Genomic DNA, 17786 nt, shown 5'->3' with positions numbered 1-17786 from the left:
CTAGCTAGCCGGGGCTAAATGCTCATTAAGTGACGATTTTTCAGATACTGAAAGCGATTGCTTTGCTTTTGCTGCAAAATCGTAACGTACCAATACCGTTTTACCAACTGCACAGCAGTTACCTTGCTGGTGAGCTTCTTGGCGTAATACAAATGAGCTGGTACCTACATGCTCTACTGAGGTTTTAATGGTTACTTCATGGCCATAAAATAACTCACCAACAAACGACACTTCGACTTTGGCAATAATTAGCTTCCAGTCATGTGGGTTTAAATCTGGGGTAAAAAACCTAAAAATAGGCGCACGCGAAGCTTCAAACCATACAGGGAGTACGGTATTGTTAATATGTCCTAGCGCATCTGTTTCACTAAAGCGCGGCATCACTTTTTCAATAAACATAATAATCCAATAATAATTATATAAAGGTAAACTATGACGGACTTTATTCGCGTATACGATAACGCGCTCAGCAATGACTTTTGTGATAACTTTATCACTACCTTTTCTCAAAGCCCGCATATAAAACAAGGGATGACATCTGGCGGTATCGATTTAAATAAAAAAGATAGCCACGACTTGCACTTAAACAATCATCCGGAATACGTTGAGCAATTAAAACACATTCAACAAACCACTGCACAGTATGTTTTTAAATACATTGAAGAACATATTTTTATTATGATTGGTGCCTTTGGCCTAAAAGTGTATCACCCTAAAAGTGGCGAACCTGTTGACTTAACACACGCAAACTTTGATGAAGTGGGTAAACCACAACTGCCCTTATTAGTGCAGCAAATTTTTAGGCTAGGAAATATTCAGGCGCAAAAATACCAAGTTAATAAAGGCGGTTACCCGTATTGGCACAGCGAAGTTTATCCGCAGTTAAATCATAACGAGGCGCTACATAGAGTATTGCTGTTTATGTTTTATTTGAACGATGTTGAACAAGGTGGGGAAACGGAGTTTTATTATCAAAAGCGTAAAATTGCGCCTAAAAAAGGCACTATGGTAATAGCGCCCGGCTACTTTACTCACACTCACCGTGGCAATAAGCCAGTATCTAACGATAAGTATATTTTAACCTCGTGGGTACTGTTTAACCGCGCAGAGCAAATATACGGTGCGCCAAAGAGCTAGCGCACCTTTTTTATGTATATTAACCTAGTAGCTCATCAAACAAATTAAATAACTGATCAAGCTCTGCGGTGGTGTTGTAGTGCATGCAACCAATGCGCACTACGCCACCTTTATCAAGTACGCCTAATTGCTCACACAAACCTTGCGCGTAAAAGTTGCCGTCCCATACACAAATATGTTGCTTACCTAAACATTCAGATACAGCGCGCGGCTCTAAACCTTCAAAAGTTAACGCAAAAGTAGGCGTACGCTCATTTAAACGATCTAAATCATCTATACCAAACAATTTAATACGCGGGTAATTAACTAAGCGCGTTAAAAAGTATTCACTCAGCGCCATTTCGTGTTGCTTGGTTTTAGCAAAGGCAACACTTAACTTTTCGCGGCGTGAATGGCTGTCGTCAAGCTCGCTAATTGCTGCAATGTAATCAACCGCCGCTATAAAACCAGCCATGGCTTCAAAGCTTTGCGTGCCGGTTTCCCAGCGACCAGGCGCTACGTCTTTAGCTGGCTCAACTTTGTACGGGGTAAATCCTTCAAGGTGCTCTTTTTTGCCATAAACCATACCTAAATGCGGGCCAAAAAACTTGTACGCAGAGCAGGCTAAAAAGTCGCAATCAAGCGCTTGTACATCTACAAGTTCGTGCGGTGCATAATGTACGGCATCAACATAAACAAGTGCGCCTACGTTGTGGGCAAGCTCTACAATACGTTTAATATTGTTAATTGAACCTGTGGTATTTGAAGCATAAGTTACCGCTACCAGCTTAGTATTACTGTTTAGTAAACTCTCGAACTGCGCCATATTGAGTGTGCAGTCGGTTTCGTTAATAAGCGCAGTATTAACTTTAACACCTTTATCTTCTGCGGCTTGCTGCCACGACGAAACGTTAGAAAAGTGATCCGCGTTAGTGACAATAATTTCATCACCCGTTTGCCAGTCGCGTGAAATTGCGCGGCTAAAGCTAAACGTTAAGCTGGTCATATTCGGACCAAATACAATTTGTTGTGAGCTGGGCGCATTGAGTAAATCGGCAGCAGCTTGGCGAGCATTTGCCATTAGCTCAACGGTTTTATCGCTTGAGAAAAATGCTCCACCTAAATTTGAGTTGTAATAACCCAAATAAGCAGTCATAGCGTTAAGTACCGATTGCGGTACTTGCGAGCCACCGGGGCCGTCTAAAAACACGGGAGATTTACCATTAACGCTTTGCATTAATGCCGGAAATTGCTCACGTAATTGCGTTATATTCATGCTCATTCCTTAAGACGTTAATACAAAGCAATCCAGGTAACCTGGCTTACTGGCATCAAGTTTATTCATTGGAGTAGCGTTATGCCACACTTGACGGTCGTTAATTACTGCAAACATACCGTCTTTTATGGCCATTTTAAAACAGGGATCGGCTTGCTTGTTTTCGTATACAAGCAATTCACCGCCCTCTAAGTTTTCATGCGATACACCACATACACACACATGATCAAAACCATCTTGGTGCACGCCTTCTGGCGCTGCAGGCGTATCACTATCAATGGCTAACATACGAAATTGGTGAATTTCGATATCACGTTCTTCATCAATCCCGGTAATTTGACGAAACTCATTCACAATACTTTTCATGCCCGCTGACTCAAGTAGGCTTTGCTCTAAATTTTCGTAACTACGCTCAACATTACCCTGAAAGGTATTAATTGCATCATCTTGTACAAATGCTTTTGTTGCTTGTAGCTTTAGCTCACCATTTTGTAGTTTAACTACAGAGTAACGGCGTTTACGAAAGGCACCATCTGCATAAGGATTAGTCGGCAGGTTATCAAAAGAAGGCTTAACCAAATCAATATTTGTTTGGTTAATAAAACGCAGCTGCAGTAAATTCTGGGGGTTTAAAGCGGTCATAAAAATCCTGCTATAGTAATTATAATATTGCAGAGATTTTAATGCATGCAAAGAGGATTTATTGCTTTATTATTTAACTTCAAAACAATTAACCACCAAAATTAATACAATAAATGCAAAAAAACAACATTAACTATCTAAAATTTATTTTTGCCAATAAAAAACCCGCAAAAGCGGGTTTTTAAATAAGCTGTAAAAATTATACTGCTTGTTGAATGATCACGTTGTCTGCTTTTTTAGTGTAAGCAGGCATGCGATGGAAGTTCAAGTAGCGATATGTATCTGACGCTGTTGCATTGATCTTCGCTGCATATTCTTGATACTCAGCAGCAGTTGGCAATCGACCGATAATTGCCGCAACTGCAGCAAGTTCAGATGATGCTAAAAATACATTTGCACCATTACCTAAACGGTTAGGGAAGTTACGTGTAGAGGTAGACACTACCGTTGCTTTATCAGCAACACGTGCTTGGTTACCCATACATAATGAACAACCTGGAGTTTCTATACGTGCGCCAACACGACCAAAGATGCCATAGTAGCCTTCTTCAATTAGTTGGTCTTTGTCCATCTTAGTAGGTGGAGCAACCCAAAGCTGAGTAGGTAGTTGACCTTTAAAGCCATCTAGTAACTTACCAGCCGCGCGGAAGTGACCAATGTTAGTCATACAAGAACCGATGAATACTTCATCAATTTTCTCGCCAGCAACATCAGAAAGTAAACGCGCGTCATCTGGATCATTTGGAGCACAAAGAACTGGCTCTTTAATCTCAGCTAAGTCGATTTCAACTACGTGAGCGTATTCAGCATCTTTATCTGCTTCCATAAGCTCAGGATTAGCTAACCAGTCTTGCATTGCATTAATACGACGTTCAATCGTACGTACATCGCCATAACCTTCAGAGATCATCCACTTAAGCATAACAATGTTTGATTCTAGGTATTCAGAAATAGACTCTTTTGAAAGCTTAACCGTACAACCTGCAGCTGAACGCTCAGCAGATGCATCTGATAATTCAAACGCTTGCTCAACAGTTAGGTGCTCAACGCCTTCAATTTCTAGTACGCGACCAGAGAACTCGTTGATTTTACCTTTTTTCTCAACTGTTAATAAGCCTTGCTTGATACCGTAGTAAGGGATTGCATGTACAAGGTCACGTAATGTGATACCTGGTTGCATTTCGCCTTTAAAACGAACCAAAATTGACTCAGGCATATCAAGAGGCATAACACCTGTTGCTGCTGCGAATGCTACTGCACCCGAACCAGCTGGGAATGAAATACCTAATGGGAAACGTGTATGCGAATCACCACCAGTACCTACGGTATCTGGTAATAACATACGGTTTAACCATGAGTGAATAATACCGTCACCTGGGCGAAGTGAAACGCCGCCACGGTTCATGATGAAATCAGGAAGCGTGTGATGCGTGTTTACATCAATAGGTTTTGGGTATGCCGATGTATGACAGAAAGACTGCATTGTTAAGTCTGCAGAGAAACCTAAACAAGCTAAATCTTTAAGTTCATCACGTGTCATAGGACCTGTTGTATCTTGCGAGCCAACAGTTGTCATTTTAGGCTCACAGTATTGACCTGGGCGAATACCTGCAACGTTACATGCTTTACCAACCATTTTTTGCGCTAGTGTAAAGCCTTTATCTGATACTTCAGTTGCTGTTGGTACTTTAAATATATCAGTAGCACCTAAACCAAGTGATGTACGTGCTTTGTCTGTTAAACCACGACCAATGATTAGTGGAATACGACCACCAGCACGAACTTCATCTAAAATCACTTCAGATTTAAGTTCAAACTTAGAGATTACTTTATCAGTACCATGCTGCTTAACAACACCTTCGTATGGGTAGATGTCAATTTGCTCGCCCATGTTAAGTTCATCAACATTTAGCTCAATTGGTAAAGCGCCAGAATCTTCCATAGTGTTAAAGAAGATTGGTGCAATTTTATTACCTAGACATACACCGCCAACACGCTTATTTGGTACAAACGGGATATCATCGCCCATAAACCAAAGCACTGAGTTAGTTGCAGATTTACGTGAAGAACCCGTACCAACAACATCACCAACGTAAGCTAGTGGTAAGCCTTTAGTTTTTAATTCTTCTAGTTGGGTGATTGGGCCTACTTCGCCTGGTTTGTCAGGAGTGATACCATCACGTTCAATTTTTAGCATAGCTAAAGCATGTAGTGGAATATCTGGACGAGACCATGCATCTGGTGCAGGTGACAAGTCATCCGTATTTGTTTCGCCAGTTACTTTAAATACAGTAACTGAAATCTTTTCAGCAACAGCTGGTTTATTAGTAAACCATTCTGCATTTGCCCAAGACTCAATAATTTGCTTAGCGAATGTGTTACCCGCTTTTGCTTTTTCTTCTACATCGTAAAATGCATCAAACATTAATAATGTGTTTGAAAGGCCTTTTACTACAATAGGTGCAAGTGTGTCGTCATCAAGTAGGTCTATCATAGGTGCGATATTGTAACCGCCTAGCATAGTTCCTAATAATTCTGCCGCTTTTTCTTTAGAAAGTAGTGGAGAATTAGTTTCACCTTTAGCAACTGCCGCTAAAAACCCTGCTTTGATATAAGCTGCATCATCAACACCTGCCGGTACACGATTAGCAAATAAGTCGAGAATAAACTCTTCTTCACCAGCCGGTGGAGTTTTGATTAATTCAATAAGATCAGCCGTTTGCTGAGCATCTAATGGCGCTGGTACGATACCTAACGCGGCACGTTCTTCTACGTGTTTACGATATTCTTGTAGCACAATATTGCCCTCTTGGTGACGTGAAAATATTCGGTAGCGCTTCATAAGCGCAATGTTACCCAATACTTATAGTATTCTAACGCTTAATTATAAAGCTTTTGTAGGTAGATGAAAATCTATCCAGTTCAGCAACTGATTATACCGACTATAAGTATTATGAATAGTAGATAAAGTAAAATCAATTTCTATGAATGTTTATTAAGTAAGAATCATTAGTATTAATTTTTAATTTAAGTTTTTAGTAGGCATAAAAAAACCCAGCATAAAGCTGGGTTTTTGTAATTCAATCGATTTTATTAACGTAAAACTTTAACGTTTTTAATCGTTTTGATATGCGCTTCTACACGACGGTTTTCTTCGTGTGCTGCTTTAGTGTTCGCTTCATTTTTAAGACGCTCTTCACCTAAACCAACTGTAGTAATACGGTCTTCTGCTACGCCATCAGCTACTAATTTTTTAGCTACTGCGTCAGCACGTTTTTTAGATAACCACTTGTTGTAAGATGCTTTACCTACAGAAGAAGTATGACCTTCTAAAAGAACAGTTGTATCTGGGTACTCTTTTAAGAACTCAGCTACTTTATCGATATCGTTTAAGTACTGTGTAGATACTGCAGATGTATTATTAGGGAAAGTCACTAATAAGCTTACAGTTACTTCTTTATCTTCGTATAATGTACAACCTGTGCCATCAACTGCATCTGTCATTGGTGTGTTAGGACACTGATCATCTGCATCTGGAATGTTATCGTTGTCGCTATCTACTGGTGCAACTTCAACAATTACTGGCTCTGGAGCTGGTTGAACTGGCTCTTCTGCTACTGAACTTTGACCAAATAAGTAGTTAATACCTAGTTTAGCGTTCACATCGGTATAACCACGGTCAAGACCTTGATAAACAGATGTTTCTGCGTTAACAAATAAGCCGTCTGTAATGAAGTGCTGGTAACCAACACCTGCGTTTAAGAAAGTATTATCTGTTGCTACTTTTACTTCTTTAATACCAAATAAACCATAGAAAGGACCGCCACCAAAGTGGTAAAGTGCATCAACACCAAAACGCTCGCCGTCTACGTCGTTACGATTACCATTAGGAATCGGATTTTTAAGAAATGCATTAAAGTCCATATCTGCATACTCAAGACGTGCACTCCAGTAATCACTGAAACGGTAGCCAACTTCAGCACCCCAACTTGCAGATTCATTAACTTCCAAGTTTTGGTGCATGTTTAAGTTTTTCCAAGATGCATCGTAATAGTCACCGAACACACCAATGTAAAAACCTTCAGTTTTTTCTGCTGCAAATGCTGATGCGCTAGTTGCAGCTAACGCGATTGCGATTGTAAGTGATTTTAATTTCATTGTTTTCTTCCCATTTTAACAATTAAAAAATATAGCTAATTCTTTCTAGCTCAACCAGTTTTATTAATATTACCTGATCCTTTATTAATCAATACTTAACAAAAGATAAATTAATTCGTTTTCAACACTCTATATACAAGTATCAGTAAGTTTAGGACATATTAATTACTTTACCCAACCCCTAGATAATAAATACTATCGCTAGTATCTAAATTTATTAAATAACCATACCGACTTCACTAGCTGAGTTTATATTGAGCTCCAAGCTCCTAGCTTTAAATGCATATCAATAATATCAGCTCAGTTTATTGTGCTCAATAATAAAGCAGCGCTACGGCCGCTAAATGACCTTTAATAATCAGCAACTTAAATTTCAATCTAATAATTAAGTACCACAAAAAGTATAATACTCTTTATCGCTGCTAGGTGCATCCTGAAATTTTGCCAATTTGTCTGTATTTTCATAAGGTGTGTGCATAACCTGCATAAACTCATGCAGTAATTCACTTGAGCCAGTCTTATTATACTCACTAAGTATTTTTTCGATCACATGGTTACGAGGAATAACTCGCGGATTAGCTGCGCGCATTACGGTATAGCTGCGATCATCGGTACGTTTTTGCCACTTACCGGCCCACTGAACTAATACCACTGGTATGCTCACTCCACCTGTTAAAGACTCGGTTAGTGCATCAAACGTGTTGGTATAGTCGAGTTGGTGCTCTTTTAATAACTGTAATAGCTCTGCAATTAACTCTTTATCGGCTGTATCTGTGCCAGCTAAGCCCAGTTTTGTTGCCCACATTGCACTAAATTCAACATTAAATTGCTCAGCAAAACCATCTATTATTGGGGTCATTAACGCCACAGCTTGTTCGTCGTCATCATTTACAAGCGGTATTAAACTCTCAGCTAAGCGGGCGCAGTTCCAGTTAGCAATATTAGGTTGATTACCAAATGCATAACGCCCTTGCTTATCAATAGAGCTAAACACGGTATCAAAATCGAAGCTGTTCATCATGGCACATGGGCCATAGTCGATAGTTTCGCCGCTAACCAGCGTATTATCGGTATTCATTACCCCATGTATAAAGCCTACTCGCATCCAACTAACCACCAGCTCAACTTGGTTTTTAATCACTGCAGCTAAAAATGCTAAATAGCGCTCAGGTCCTGTTGCTTGAATTTTTGGGTAATGACGCTCAATAGCTAAGTCGGCAAGGTTTTTAAGCCCTTCAACGTCGCCTTGCGTTGCTAAATACTGAAACGAGCCAACACGAATATGGCTACTGGCTAAGCGTGTTACAATAGCGCCAGGTTGAGGTGGGTTTCTGTACACGGTTTCGCCACTACCAACCACTGCTAAGCAGCGCGTAGTTTTAATACCTAACGCTTGCATTGCTTCGCTCATTATATATTCACGAATTGCTGGGCCAAGTGCACAGCGGCCATCGCCACCACGAGAGTAAGGAGTGGCACCTGAGCCTTTTAATTGAATGTCCCACAACTGGTTTTGCGCATCCTCTACTGCACCTAGCAAATGAGCACGCCCGTCGCCTAAACGAGGTGAAAAATGTCCAAATTGATGCCCTGAGTATCCCAGTGCAACCGCTGCAATTGCTTGCTGTTCGTTGCCGCTAAAAGTACTGGCCCGTAATTCAGGAACTACATTAATATTAAACGCTTTAGCTAAGCTGTCGTTCCATAGTAATAGCTGTGGGGCGGCCACCTTAGATGGGCGATCTTCAATTGCAAAATTGTCGGCTACTTGTCTGTACCTTGGCATTAAATTCATAACTACCCTCTACTGTTGTTGGCTTATACCTACACGATTATCGCCTACACTGTAGGCTATAATTAAGCTTAGCTCTTGCATGCTCAAACCGCTTTGTTGTTGTAATTCATTAAAGAACGCTTGCGCTGCAGTTAACGACTTTTTAGTTTGTAAGCCACCATCAATAATTTTATGCGCGCGCAAATAACTCTCAACATCCCGCGATAATAAAAAGGTGTCTTTACCCAATGCACGCAAAGTATAAGGGCCGGTATTTCCACCCAAGCGTGCACCGTGTTTTTTTAAGTACGCCCACAAACCAATAATATCTTCACTTGGCCAGTCTGCAATAAACTGACTAAAGCTACCATGTTGCTGGGTAACCTCATGGATCATGAACGCATTTTCGGGGATCGTTTTTACTTTTTTATAATTACGAACAATGCGCTCGTCGCTGGCTTTTTGCTCCAACATATCGGGTGGCATCATTAATAATTTTTCAACGCTAAACTGCCAAAAAACCTCTCTAAAGCCTGCCCACTTGCTGTTAATAACCGACCAGTAAAAACCACTTTGAAAAACCTTGCGCGTAAACTCTTCCAGCCAATCATCATCACTTAAAGCTACTAATTGTCGCTTAGATGCAGGTTTAGCGAGTAATTGCTGTAGCATTTGTGTTGAGCCTTTTCGCTCTACTGCTCGCTGATAAATATCATTAAATTTTTCCATCTGCTTGAAACCTTATTTTGCAGTTACAAATTTCGCGCCGCGATTACCCCCTAGTTTAAGGGAAATCGTCCTTATACGTAACCGTTACCAAAATCGATGACACTATCTGCACTTAGCTGCTTGACACCCAGATGGCTAAAATGATTTAATCATCGCACTTACCCTATTTAATTATATTTGTATTGCTAGCAGTACAAATATAAAGGGCTGGAAGAGGTGCGTTATTCAGGTAGCGTATGTTAGGAGCACAAACTCCATTGAGCATACGTAAGGGGAATCAACGCCGAGAAACAACAATATTTGTGTCATTGTTGTTTCGGGCGACTAGGTTGAATCCTAGCGACTGTCACCAATAGCTATTTAAACGTAGCTTATTAGTTTGGTGGAGAGCTTCTGGTCTTAGTATAATAAGGCCGTGCGCCCTATTATTTAAGCCCATTCGCTCTTCGAATTATAACATACCCTACACGTGGGTATTTGTTCGAACGATGTTAATGCGGCTCTTTCCTATATAGCTTCTTAACTCACCGAACATTCTATAAGTTCGCGAGAGATGATCAAAAACTTTAATTTAGATGACTACTCAGTCTGGACGGCGCTCGTTACTCCGTTTAATCAAAACGGTACAATCGACTATGGTACCTTAACCACTTTGGTTGCTGAGCAAGCCGCTGCCAATAATGCTATTTTACTACTAGGCAGCACAGGCGAAGGCTTAGCCTTAACACTTAAAGAGCAACAAGCCATTGTTGAGCACGTGTGCCAATTATCGCCTAATGTACCCTTAATGGTGGCTGTAGGTGGTATGAACCTCAAACAGCAATTAGCCTGGGTTGAATACTGTAACCACTTGCCTATTCATAGCTTTTTACTTGGCTCGCCGCTTTATGCAAAGCCCGGTGTAATTGGGCAAACCCATTGGTTTGAAAGCCTTTTAAATATAAGTAAACACCCTTGTATGCTTTATAACGTACCAGGGCGAAGCGCTGTCGATATTCCAGTGGCAACCATTCAAAACCTACAACAACATAAAAACCTATGGGCACTTAAAGAAGCCAGTGGCAACATTGCGCAATTTGAAGCTTACCGTCAAGCGGCTCCTAACTTAGCTATTTTTAGCGGCGACGATGCGCTTATGCCCTACTTTGCCCAAGCCGGCGCTAAAGGGCTGGTATCGGTAGCAGCTAATGCTTGGCCGCTACAAACTCACGAATTCGTACAGCGTAGCCTAAGTGGCCAATACCCCAATTTATTTACTCAGTGGTCAAGCGCAATCAGTAGCTTGTTCACTGTAGCAAACCCCATTCCCGTTAAAGTACTCATGCATTTACAAGGGCGATTAACGAGTTCGTATTTACGCCCACCGTTAACTCACCTCGAATTAACGCAAACAACGTGCATTGAACAAGCAAACAACACCATTTTATCTTGGCATTAAACATAGGTTTTTATAATGAGCTGGTTAGAACTATTAAATAATTTAGAGTCGGGCGCAGTACGCGCAGCATCACAAAACGAAAGCGGCCAATGGCAGGCTAACGTTGCAGTAAAACAGGGTATTTTAGAAGCCTTTAAAAATGGTACAAACACCGAATTTGTCGGTGGCTTTGTTGATAAACATAACTTAGCGCCACAACAGTTTAGTGCCACCGATGGCGTACGTATGGTCCCGGGTGGCTCAAGCGTTCGCCGTGGTGCTTATGTAGCTAAAGGCACTATTATTATGCCACCAGCGTATGTAAATATTGGCGCATACATTGACGAAGGCACTATGGTAGATAGTCACGCTTTAGTTGGCTCGTGCGCGCAAGTAGGTAAAAATGTCCACCTTAGCGCAGCCGTGCAACTTGGCGGTGTGTTAGAGCCAATTGGTGCCAGCCCAGTGGTAGTTGAAGATGATGCATTTATTGGCGCAGGCTGCGTAATTGTTGAAGGCGTAGTAATTAAAAAAGGCGCAGTACTTGCCCCTGGTGTGCGTTTATCGGCCACAATTCCGGTTTACGACTGTGTAAACGAGCGCCAACTAGACAAAGGCGAGCCAATTCCTGAGTACGCTATTGTAATACCAGGCTCTCGCCCTGCTTCAAACGAATGGGCGCGTGCACAAGGTTTAAGCATGTCGTGCGCGTTAATTGTTAAGTACCGCGATGAGCAAAGTGATGCATCATTACTACTTGAAGAGGTTTTACGTTAATGAGCTTTTTGAGCACGGGCGTTAAAACGGCAATTAATGAATTATCAAGCCAACTCGATAGCCCATTTTTTGTTTACGACCTAGATACGCTAAATAGTCACTTGGCACAATTGGTCGCACAAACCGAGGTAAAACTTTGGTATGCGGTTAAAGCGAATCCGCTGTCTAAAATTATTCAATGCTTAGATAACGCCGGGTTTAATTTTGACGTAGCCAGTAAAGGCGAGCTTGAGCAAGTACTTGCTCAAGGCGTTAGTAGCGATCGCGTGCTCAACACCGGGCCAGCTAAAAGCCCAAAACAAATTAAACACTTTATTGAGCGCGGCGTACGTACTTTTGTTGCCGAAAGTATTAATCAAGTTCGCTGGCTCAATGAGCAAGCCAAGCTACAAAACTGTCAACTACAGGTATTACTGCGCGTACAGTTACGTTGGCCCGAGGGCGAAAAAAATCCACTAGGTGGCGATAGCCTCACGCCATTCGGACTCGGTTGTACAGAGTGGCAGGCACTTAATATTACCGACTATGACGCACTTAGCTTTGATGGCCTGCATATTTTTCAATGGGGAAATATGCTCAGCACGCAAAAACTCAGTGAGTTGTGGTCACAAATGATTGCACCACTTAGCCAACTTGCCCGCGATTTAAATATAAACCTTAAAATTTTAGATTTAGGTGGCGGCTTAGGTATTCCGTATACGCAAAACGACATAACGCTTAATTGGGATGACTTAATAACTGCCCTCGCTAAAATTAAAAAACAGGCGGGCGTTGAAGAGTTATGGATGGAGCTTGGCCGCTATGCCGTGGGTGAATGCGGACATTACGCAGCCCCAGTAGTAGAGCGCAAACAAAACTATGGCCAACAACAAGTTATTTTAAGTGGCGGTATAAACCACTTATTGCGCCCAGCCGTCACCAGTCAAGACTTTCCAGCAGCATTACTACGAGATTCACACACACCAACCCAAGCTATGAGCTTATACGGGCCACTTTGTACCGCACTCGATAGCTTGGGCGAGCACGCATTACCAAGTGATCTCAATGAGCACGACTGGTTGGTGTTTAGTCAATGTGGTGCCTATGGCTTTAGTGAAAGTATGCCGTACTTTTTATGCCACGAACTTGCTGGCGAATATGTTTTAGAACAAAACAAACTTAGCTGTTTGCGTGCAGCCGAAGATGCCAGTTATTACTTGAGATAATGTACCTAAGATAATGTACCTGAGATAAAATTAAAATGTTGAGATACTCATGATCGCCTCACCAATTAGTCAAGAAAACATCGTCGTTGGTGAAGTTGCCAATGGCTTACCACTCACTATTCCTGTGTATCGTTTAAAAGGCGATGGCACGGGGCCAAGTGTGTATATTCAGGCCAACATGCACGGAGCTGAAGTACAAGGTAACGCGGTAATTTTTCAACTACTTGAACAATTAAAGCACCTTAATCTTAAAGGTGATATTACTTTAGTGCCTTATGCCAACCCTATTGGTTGCAATCAAAAGTCGGGGGAATTTACCCTAGGTCGGTTCGACCCTATCACCGGCACTAATTGGAATAGGATGTATCATTATAATACTGATTTAGTCACTCAGTTTGCACAAAACCATATGCAATACGACGATGCCATATTAAAAAGCGCGTTCAAACAGGCACTTATTGACGAAGTTGACAGTAAACTTAATGGCCCTGCTTATTTACTCAATACTGGTAAACGCATTGCGCTTAACTTACAAAAGCTCGCTCACCAAGCTGATATAGTACTGGATTTACACACAGGTCCTATTTCAAGCAAGCACTTGTACTGCCCAACCTATGCGACTAATAGCGCTCGCTACTTTAATATTGAGCACGTACTGCTTATTCCAAGTGACTTTGATGGTGCGATGGATGAAGCAAACTTTTGTCCGTGGTGGCATTTAAGCGAAGCACTGAGCAAACAAGGCCGCGAGCTCAGCATACCTGTAGAAGCTTTTACTGTAGAGCTAGGCAGCCAAGAAAAAATAGACTTGAGCGAAGCACTGAACGATGCAAACAGTATTTTAAGTTACTTAAATTATAAAGCCGTATTTGTAAATGCGCCCCACACTCCAGCTAACATTACTCGCTACGCGTGTCATTTAAACGATTACTTTGCTTACTACGCGCCCATGGGCGGAATGGTTGAGTATATTGCCCCCCTAGGCGGGCATATAAAAGCCGGTGAGCCAATTGCTAAAATACTGCGCATGGAGCGTTATTTAAGTGAGCAACCACTACAAACACTTTCCCTTGAATCTGACGCTATTGCCATACTGCATTTTGCCTCGGCGAGCGTTAATCAAGGCACTGAACTGTATAAGTTTTTTACTAACGTATTTGAGCTTTAAGCTCTCCCTTCTCATTGCGTGAGAGTAAGTTAACTATAGTTAATTTGCATTATAAAAGCGGCTTAGGCCGCTTTTATTTTGATCTAATTATACTAAATATACGTAAATTCAGTAAAAGTTCACCGTTACATATGTAAAAAGGCGTTATAATTAAATTAACGCATTAAACCATCAATACTCACAAAGGAATTACAATGAGCTGGCGATACTTGATCATACTTTCAACATTAGTTAGTACTACTGTTTTTGCTGAAGAAAAACCTAAAAGCAATGAGCAAAATAGTAATATTGAGCTGGTAAAACAATGTATTTTAAATGAAGTGATTGGTGGAGACGGCAAGCAAACACTCGATCAGCTTCGTAAAAAGTGCTCCGCTCTTGAAGAAGATAAGCAACTTACCGCCATCGATAAGCGCAAAGCACGAGAAGCAGTAAGCCAAAAAAACCGTAATGTGATTACGCCACATAAACGTAACTACATTTTACCTATTTCATATGTATCGCATCCGAACAATAGCTCGTTTGAAACATTTGACGAGCTAACTGGCGAAAAAAATGACGAGCCACTCGATAACTTAGAAGCCAAATATCAGCTTTCAATTAAAGTGCCTCTATTCAATGACTTTTCAGATGAAGACCAAGCTATATTTTTTGCCTTTACATTACAGTCATATTGGCAGCTTTATAACAAAGAAAGCTCATCACCTTTTCGTGAGACTAACTACGAGCCAGAGGTTTTTTGGGTTAACTATTTAGATCCAGAACACGTTCCTTGGGGCGACGAAATGGCTGTTGTTTTGGGTATTTCGCATCAGTCTAACGGTAATAGTCAGCCAAATTCACGTTCATGGAACCGTATTTACGCTAACTTTATTTGGGAAAAAAATGGCTTTGTATTTAACTTTAAGCCTTGGTATCGTATTTCAGAAAGCGAGAAAGAAACACCTTTAGATCCAAGAGGCGACGACAACCCTGACATTTACAAATACATGGGTTACTTTGAGTTTAGCGGTGCGTATCGCCTTAATGAACATGAATTTAGCTTTATGACCCGTAACAACTTAAATTCAGACAATCGCGGTGCATTACAGCTCGATTGGTCATTTCCGCTTTGGGGCCGAGTGCGTGGTTATGCACAGTACTTTAATGGCTATGGCGAAAGCTTAATTGATTATAACGCTGATATAGAAAGAATTGGCGTAGGTATACTACTTACCGATTTACTTTAATTAATTAGCGATTAAATTAAACAAATTAAAAAGCCAAGCATCGCTTGGCTTTTTTCGTGCTTTAATTTAACTATAAAGTGCTAACAGCTTATTTTTTTACTACAAACTGCCCTTCAAATTCAGCCACTACCTTATCACCATCATAAATAATAACAGGTACTAAATAGCTGGCTTTACCTTCAGTTTCTAACTCGCTGAGCTTACCCTTACAGCTTTGTATATCAACACAGCCGCGTGGATCACTGCTAAGCGGTTTTAAATATTTAATATTGGCATCGGCTAATACAATATTTCCTTCAAGCCCTGCTTCTTTTAATGCTAAGTAGGTTGCGCCCCACCCCGTAAGGGTTGCTAAGCTATAAATAGAACCAGCAAACATAGTGTTATGCAGGTTTAAATTAGCATCTAAATCTGCGCTAGTCGTAAATTGCCAGTCGGTATAGCTCTCTACTTTAATGCCCATTGCATCACTAATTGGGATTGATTCACGCCAGGTGTTTTGCAGCACTTGAGTCCAGTTAGGGTGGCGAAACCAGCCTGGCTCTGATGGCTTTTGTTTTACCATTTTATAGTGTTGTACATCGCCGTACGCTAAATGCGCTTTTTCTTGTGTTTCATAACCATGGCGCTTATAAAATTCGAGTGCGCGCTCGCGTGCAAATAACACCAACTCTGCAGCGTCTTGTGACCATGCTATTTTTTCTAGGTCATGTAATAAACGACTACCAATATGCTGATTACGACTTTCTTCAGCTACAGCCATATAGCGAACCTGAGCTTGTTGCTGGTTATTAAAGTGCAGCCGCGCCACCCCTAATACTTTACCCGCTTTATTTTTAATAAAGCGATGCTCGGCATCTTGTTCTAAATCATCCTGTTCAGAACCACGTGGCTCACCCCAAGGGGCACGTAAAATTTCCCAACGTAATTGATAATAGGCTTGCCAATCTTCACTACTTTGCGGTGTACTTACCTGAAACATACATACTCCTGCTGTTAAGCCGTAAATAAAATACAACGTCACTTAATTATGGCAAATACCATACTCCATCTAAAAAAAACTGCCAATACGACTTTGGTGATGGCAAATACAAAGTGTAAAAAATTAATGACAAAAGCCATTGCGCTTTGCTTGGGCTAGTTTATGCTGGGCAACATGAGCGAATACATAAACCCTGTAAATGGCCTGATTAATAGCTATTTTATTGAAAATAGCCACAGTATTGGCCAGTTACTTTATTGGCATAAATATGGGGGCGATCACATTCAAGTACGCCAACATCAGCAACTGCGTTGGCTGCTAATAAATGACACTCTGCAATCTGTGGTAACGCAGCAGCAACCAAGCAATTTATTACTGCCACACTTACAGTGCTTAGCACAGCATTGGCACACATTAAGTACCCCTAAAAAAGTACTCGAACTGGGGCTTGGCGGCGGCGCAATTCGTAATTATTTGCTGCACCAATATCCACACGCAAAAATCACCTCAGCTGAAATAAATGCAGATATAATTAGTTGTTATAAAAAGTTTTTTACTACGCAGCAAGTGCCTAATAATAATACACAGCGGTTACTTTGTGAGGATGCTCAGCAAGTACTGGCGCGCGCCCGCAACATAGATTGGATTATTTTAGATTTATTTAGCCAAATAGACGCACCACGATTTTTATTCGCACCCGCTTTTTATCAAAAAATACACGCAGCCCTTAACAACAACGGCACGCTATTTATTAATTTTTTATCGCAACATGAGTCGCAATTAAAACAGTTACAGCAAGTATTACTTAATGTATTTGGTTATAAAGTTAGCCCGCAAAAGGTAGCAGGCTATATAAATCATATTGTGGTGATCACTAAACAGCTAAATTAAAGGTTACTGGCCCATCGTTACACAAACTCACTTGCATATCGGCACCAAACTCACCGGTAGCAACCGTTAAATTGAGCGCCTTGGCTTGCGCTACAAAGTATTCGTATAACTCATTAGCTTGGCTTGGAGTTGCCGCCGATGAAAAGCTAGGTCGCATGCCCTTTTTAGTATTTGCCGCCAAAGTAAACTGCGATACTACCAACAGCTCACCAGCAATATCTTTTAGACTTAAGTTCATTTTGTCGTTTTCGTCAGTAAAAATGCGGTAATTACTAATCTTATGCAGCAACTTATCGGCCGCTTGCTCGTCATCTTGTTTTTCAACACCCAACAACACTAAAATTCCTTGGCCAATTTCGCCAACTACTTGGTTATTAATTTCTACTTTGGCATGTTTTACACGTTGTATTAAACCTTGCATT

16 protein-coding genes and 1 riboswitch are annotated in these 17786 nt (G+C 41.0%); of the genes, 7 read left to right on the top strand and 9 right to left on the bottom strand.

Annotated features, from left to right (window positions below; genetic code table 11):
* Positions 1-399, bottom strand: coding sequence for an acyl-CoA thioesterase (locus AAEZ18_RS07170; RefSeq protein WP_011326906.1), 399 nt, complete (start codon positions 397-399; stop codon positions 1-3).
* Positions 400-432: 33 nt separating this feature from the next.
* On the opposite strand from AAEZ18_RS07170, the gene AAEZ18_RS07165 reads away from it, so the two are divergent.
* The gene (locus AAEZ18_RS07165; RefSeq protein ID WP_011326905.1) at positions 433-1137 is read left to right on the top strand and encodes a 2OG-Fe(II) oxygenase; all 705 of its coding nucleotides are present in this window, start codon (positions 433-435) and stop codon (positions 1135-1137) included.
* Positions 1138-1156: 19 nt separating this feature from the next.
* Here the strand turns inward: AAEZ18_RS07165 and AAEZ18_RS07160 are convergent, their stop codons facing one another.
* From AAEZ18_RS07160 to AAEZ18_RS07135, 6 genes are all read right to left on the bottom strand, one after another.
* The gene (locus AAEZ18_RS07160) at positions 1157-2392 is read right to left on the bottom strand and encodes a cysteine desulfurase-like protein (RefSeq protein WP_011326904.1); all 1236 of its coding nucleotides are present in this window, start codon (positions 2390-2392) and stop codon (positions 1157-1159) included.
* Between the two features lie 9 nt (positions 2393-2401).
* Positions 2402-3034, bottom strand: coding sequence for a 2OG-Fe dioxygenase family protein (locus tag AAEZ18_RS07155; protein ID WP_011326903.1), 633 nt, complete (start codon positions 3032-3034; stop codon positions 2402-2404).
* A 199-nt stretch (positions 3035-3233) separates the two neighbouring features.
* Positions 3234-5831 carry a bifunctional aconitate hydratase 2/2-methylisocitrate dehydratase gene (acnB, locus tag AAEZ18_RS07150; protein WP_011326902.1) on the bottom strand — a complete coding sequence of 866 codons (2598 nt, stop codon included), beginning with the start codon at positions 5829-5831 and terminating at the stop codon, positions 3234-3236.
* Between the two features lie 296 nt (positions 5832-6127).
* Entirely contained in the window at positions 6128-7192 is a 1065-nt protein-coding gene (locus AAEZ18_RS07145) for an OmpA family protein (protein WP_011326901.1), read from the bottom strand.
* Positions 7193-7577: 385 nt separating this feature from the next.
* Positions 7578-8987 (bottom strand): protein adenylyltransferase SelO, encoded by a 1410-nt coding sequence (locus AAEZ18_RS07140; protein WP_350550557.1) that lies wholly within the window; start codon positions 8985-8987, stop codon positions 7578-7580.
* Between the two features lie 9 nt (positions 8988-8996).
* Entirely contained in the window at positions 8997-9695 is a 699-nt protein-coding gene (locus tag AAEZ18_RS07135; RefSeq protein ID WP_011326899.1) for a DNA-3-methyladenine glycosylase I, read from the bottom strand.
* 203 nt (positions 9696-9898) lie between these two features.
* Positions 9899-10096, top strand: a riboswitch (Lysine riboswitch).
* Positions 10097-10248: 152 nt separating this feature from the next.
* Here AAEZ18_RS07135 and dapA point away from each other — a divergent pair.
* The 5 genes from dapA to AAEZ18_RS07110 all read left to right on the top strand — a co-directional run bounded on the left by dapA (position 10249) and on the right by AAEZ18_RS07110 (position 15491).
* Positions 10249-11133, top strand: coding sequence for a 4-hydroxy-tetrahydrodipicolinate synthase (gene dapA / locus AAEZ18_RS07130; protein WP_011326898.1), 885 nt, complete (start codon positions 10249-10251; stop codon positions 11131-11133).
* A 15-nt stretch (positions 11134-11148) separates the two neighbouring features.
* Positions 11149-11889: a 2,3,4,5-tetrahydropyridine-2,6-dicarboxylate N-succinyltransferase gene (locus AAEZ18_RS07125; RefSeq protein ID WP_011326897.1), complete on the top strand. Its 741-nt coding sequence runs from the start codon at positions 11149-11151 to the stop codon at positions 11887-11889.
* The gene (locus AAEZ18_RS07120) at positions 11889-13094 is read left to right on the top strand and encodes a PLP-dependent decarboxylase (RefSeq protein WP_011326896.1); all 1206 of its coding nucleotides are present in this window, start codon (positions 11889-11891) and stop codon (positions 13092-13094) included. The genes AAEZ18_RS07125 and AAEZ18_RS07120 overlap by 1 nt, the downstream gene beginning before the upstream one ends.
* Before the next feature lie 49 nt (positions 13095-13143).
* Complete coding sequence (locus tag AAEZ18_RS07115; RefSeq protein ID WP_089367575.1) at positions 13144-14262, top strand: succinylglutamate desuccinylase/aspartoacylase family protein; 1119 nt, start codon at positions 13144-13146, stop codon at positions 14260-14262.
* Between the two features lie 194 nt (positions 14263-14456).
* Positions 14457-15491, top strand: coding sequence for a phospholipase A (locus tag AAEZ18_RS07110; RefSeq protein ID WP_182684118.1), 1035 nt, complete (start codon positions 14457-14459; stop codon positions 15489-15491).
* An 88-nt stretch (positions 15492-15579) separates the two neighbouring features.
* Here AAEZ18_RS07110 and AAEZ18_RS07105 read toward each other — a convergent pair whose 3' ends face one another.
* Positions 15580-16473: a bifunctional GNAT family N-acetyltransferase/hotdog fold thioesterase gene (locus AAEZ18_RS07105; RefSeq protein WP_011326892.1), complete on the bottom strand. Its 894-nt coding sequence runs from the start codon at positions 16471-16473 to the stop codon at positions 15580-15582.
* Positions 16474-16635: 162 nt separating this feature from the next.
* Between AAEZ18_RS07105 and AAEZ18_RS07100 the strand changes: the two genes are divergently transcribed.
* Complete coding sequence (locus tag AAEZ18_RS07100) at positions 16636-17364, top strand: spermidine synthase (RefSeq protein WP_011326891.1); 729 nt, start codon at positions 16636-16638, stop codon at positions 17362-17364.
* Here AAEZ18_RS07100 and dtd read toward each other — a convergent pair.
* The gene (dtd, locus tag AAEZ18_RS07095; RefSeq protein WP_058372331.1) at positions 17348-17785 is read right to left on the bottom strand and encodes a D-aminoacyl-tRNA deacylase; all 438 of its coding nucleotides are present in this window, start codon (positions 17783-17785) and stop codon (positions 17348-17350) included. The genes AAEZ18_RS07100 and dtd overlap by 17 nt on opposite strands.
* Between the last annotated feature and the right edge of the window lies 1 nt (position 17786).

Source organism: Pseudoalteromonas sp. 19-MNA-CIBAN-0066, from assembly GCF_040308705.1.
Lineage (GTDB): Bacteria > Pseudomonadota > Gammaproteobacteria > Enterobacterales > Alteromonadaceae > Pseudoalteromonas > Pseudoalteromonas nigrifaciens.
This window is presented reverse-complemented; position numbering and strand designations above follow the sequence as displayed.

Coding starts and splice junctions, on each gene's coding strand:
- AAEZ18_RS07170 (WP_011326906.1), bottom strand. CDS start 399: ATGTTTATTGAAAAAGTGATGCCGCGCTTTAGTGAAACAGATGCGCTA.
- AAEZ18_RS07165 (WP_011326905.1), top strand. CDS start 433: ATGACGGACTTTATTCGCGTATACGATAACGCGCTCAGCAATGACTTT.
- AAEZ18_RS07160 (WP_011326904.1), bottom strand. CDS start 2,392: ATGAATATAACGCAATTACGTGAGCAATTTCCGGCATTAATGCAAAGC.
- AAEZ18_RS07155 (WP_011326903.1), bottom strand. CDS start 3,034: ATGACCGCTTTAAACCCCCAGAATTTACTGCAGCTGCGTTTTATTAAC.
- AAEZ18_RS07145 (WP_011326901.1), bottom strand. CDS start 7,192: ATGAAATTAAAATCACTTACAATCGCAATCGCGTTAGCTGCAACTAGC.
- AAEZ18_RS07140 (WP_350550557.1), bottom strand. CDS start 8,987: ATGAATTTAATGCCAAGGTACAGACAAGTAGCCGACAATTTTGCAATT.
- AAEZ18_RS07135 (WP_011326899.1), bottom strand. CDS start 9,695: ATGGAAAAATTTAATGATATTTATCAGCGAGCAGTAGAGCGAAAAGGC.
- dapA (WP_011326898.1), top strand. CDS start 10,249: ATGATCAAAAACTTTAATTTAGATGACTACTCAGTCTGGACGGCGCTC.
- AAEZ18_RS07125 (WP_011326897.1), top strand. CDS start 11,149: ATGAGCTGGTTAGAACTATTAAATAATTTAGAGTCGGGCGCAGTACGC.
- AAEZ18_RS07120 (WP_011326896.1), top strand. CDS start 11,889: ATGAGCTTTTTGAGCACGGGCGTTAAAACGGCAATTAATGAATTATCA.
- AAEZ18_RS07115 (WP_089367575.1), top strand. CDS start 13,144: ATGATCGCCTCACCAATTAGTCAAGAAAACATCGTCGTTGGTGAAGTT.
- AAEZ18_RS07110 (WP_182684118.1), top strand. CDS start 14,457: ATGAGCTGGCGATACTTGATCATACTTTCAACATTAGTTAGTACTACT.
- AAEZ18_RS07105 (WP_011326892.1), bottom strand. CDS start 16,473: ATGTTTCAGGTAAGTACACCGCAAAGTAGTGAAGATTGGCAAGCCTAT.
- AAEZ18_RS07100 (WP_011326891.1), top strand. CDS start 16,636: ATGCTGGGCAACATGAGCGAATACATAAACCCTGTAAATGGCCTGATT.
- dtd (WP_058372331.1), bottom strand. CDS start 17,785: ATGCAAGGTTTAATACAACGTGTAAAACATGCCAAAGTAGAAATTAAT.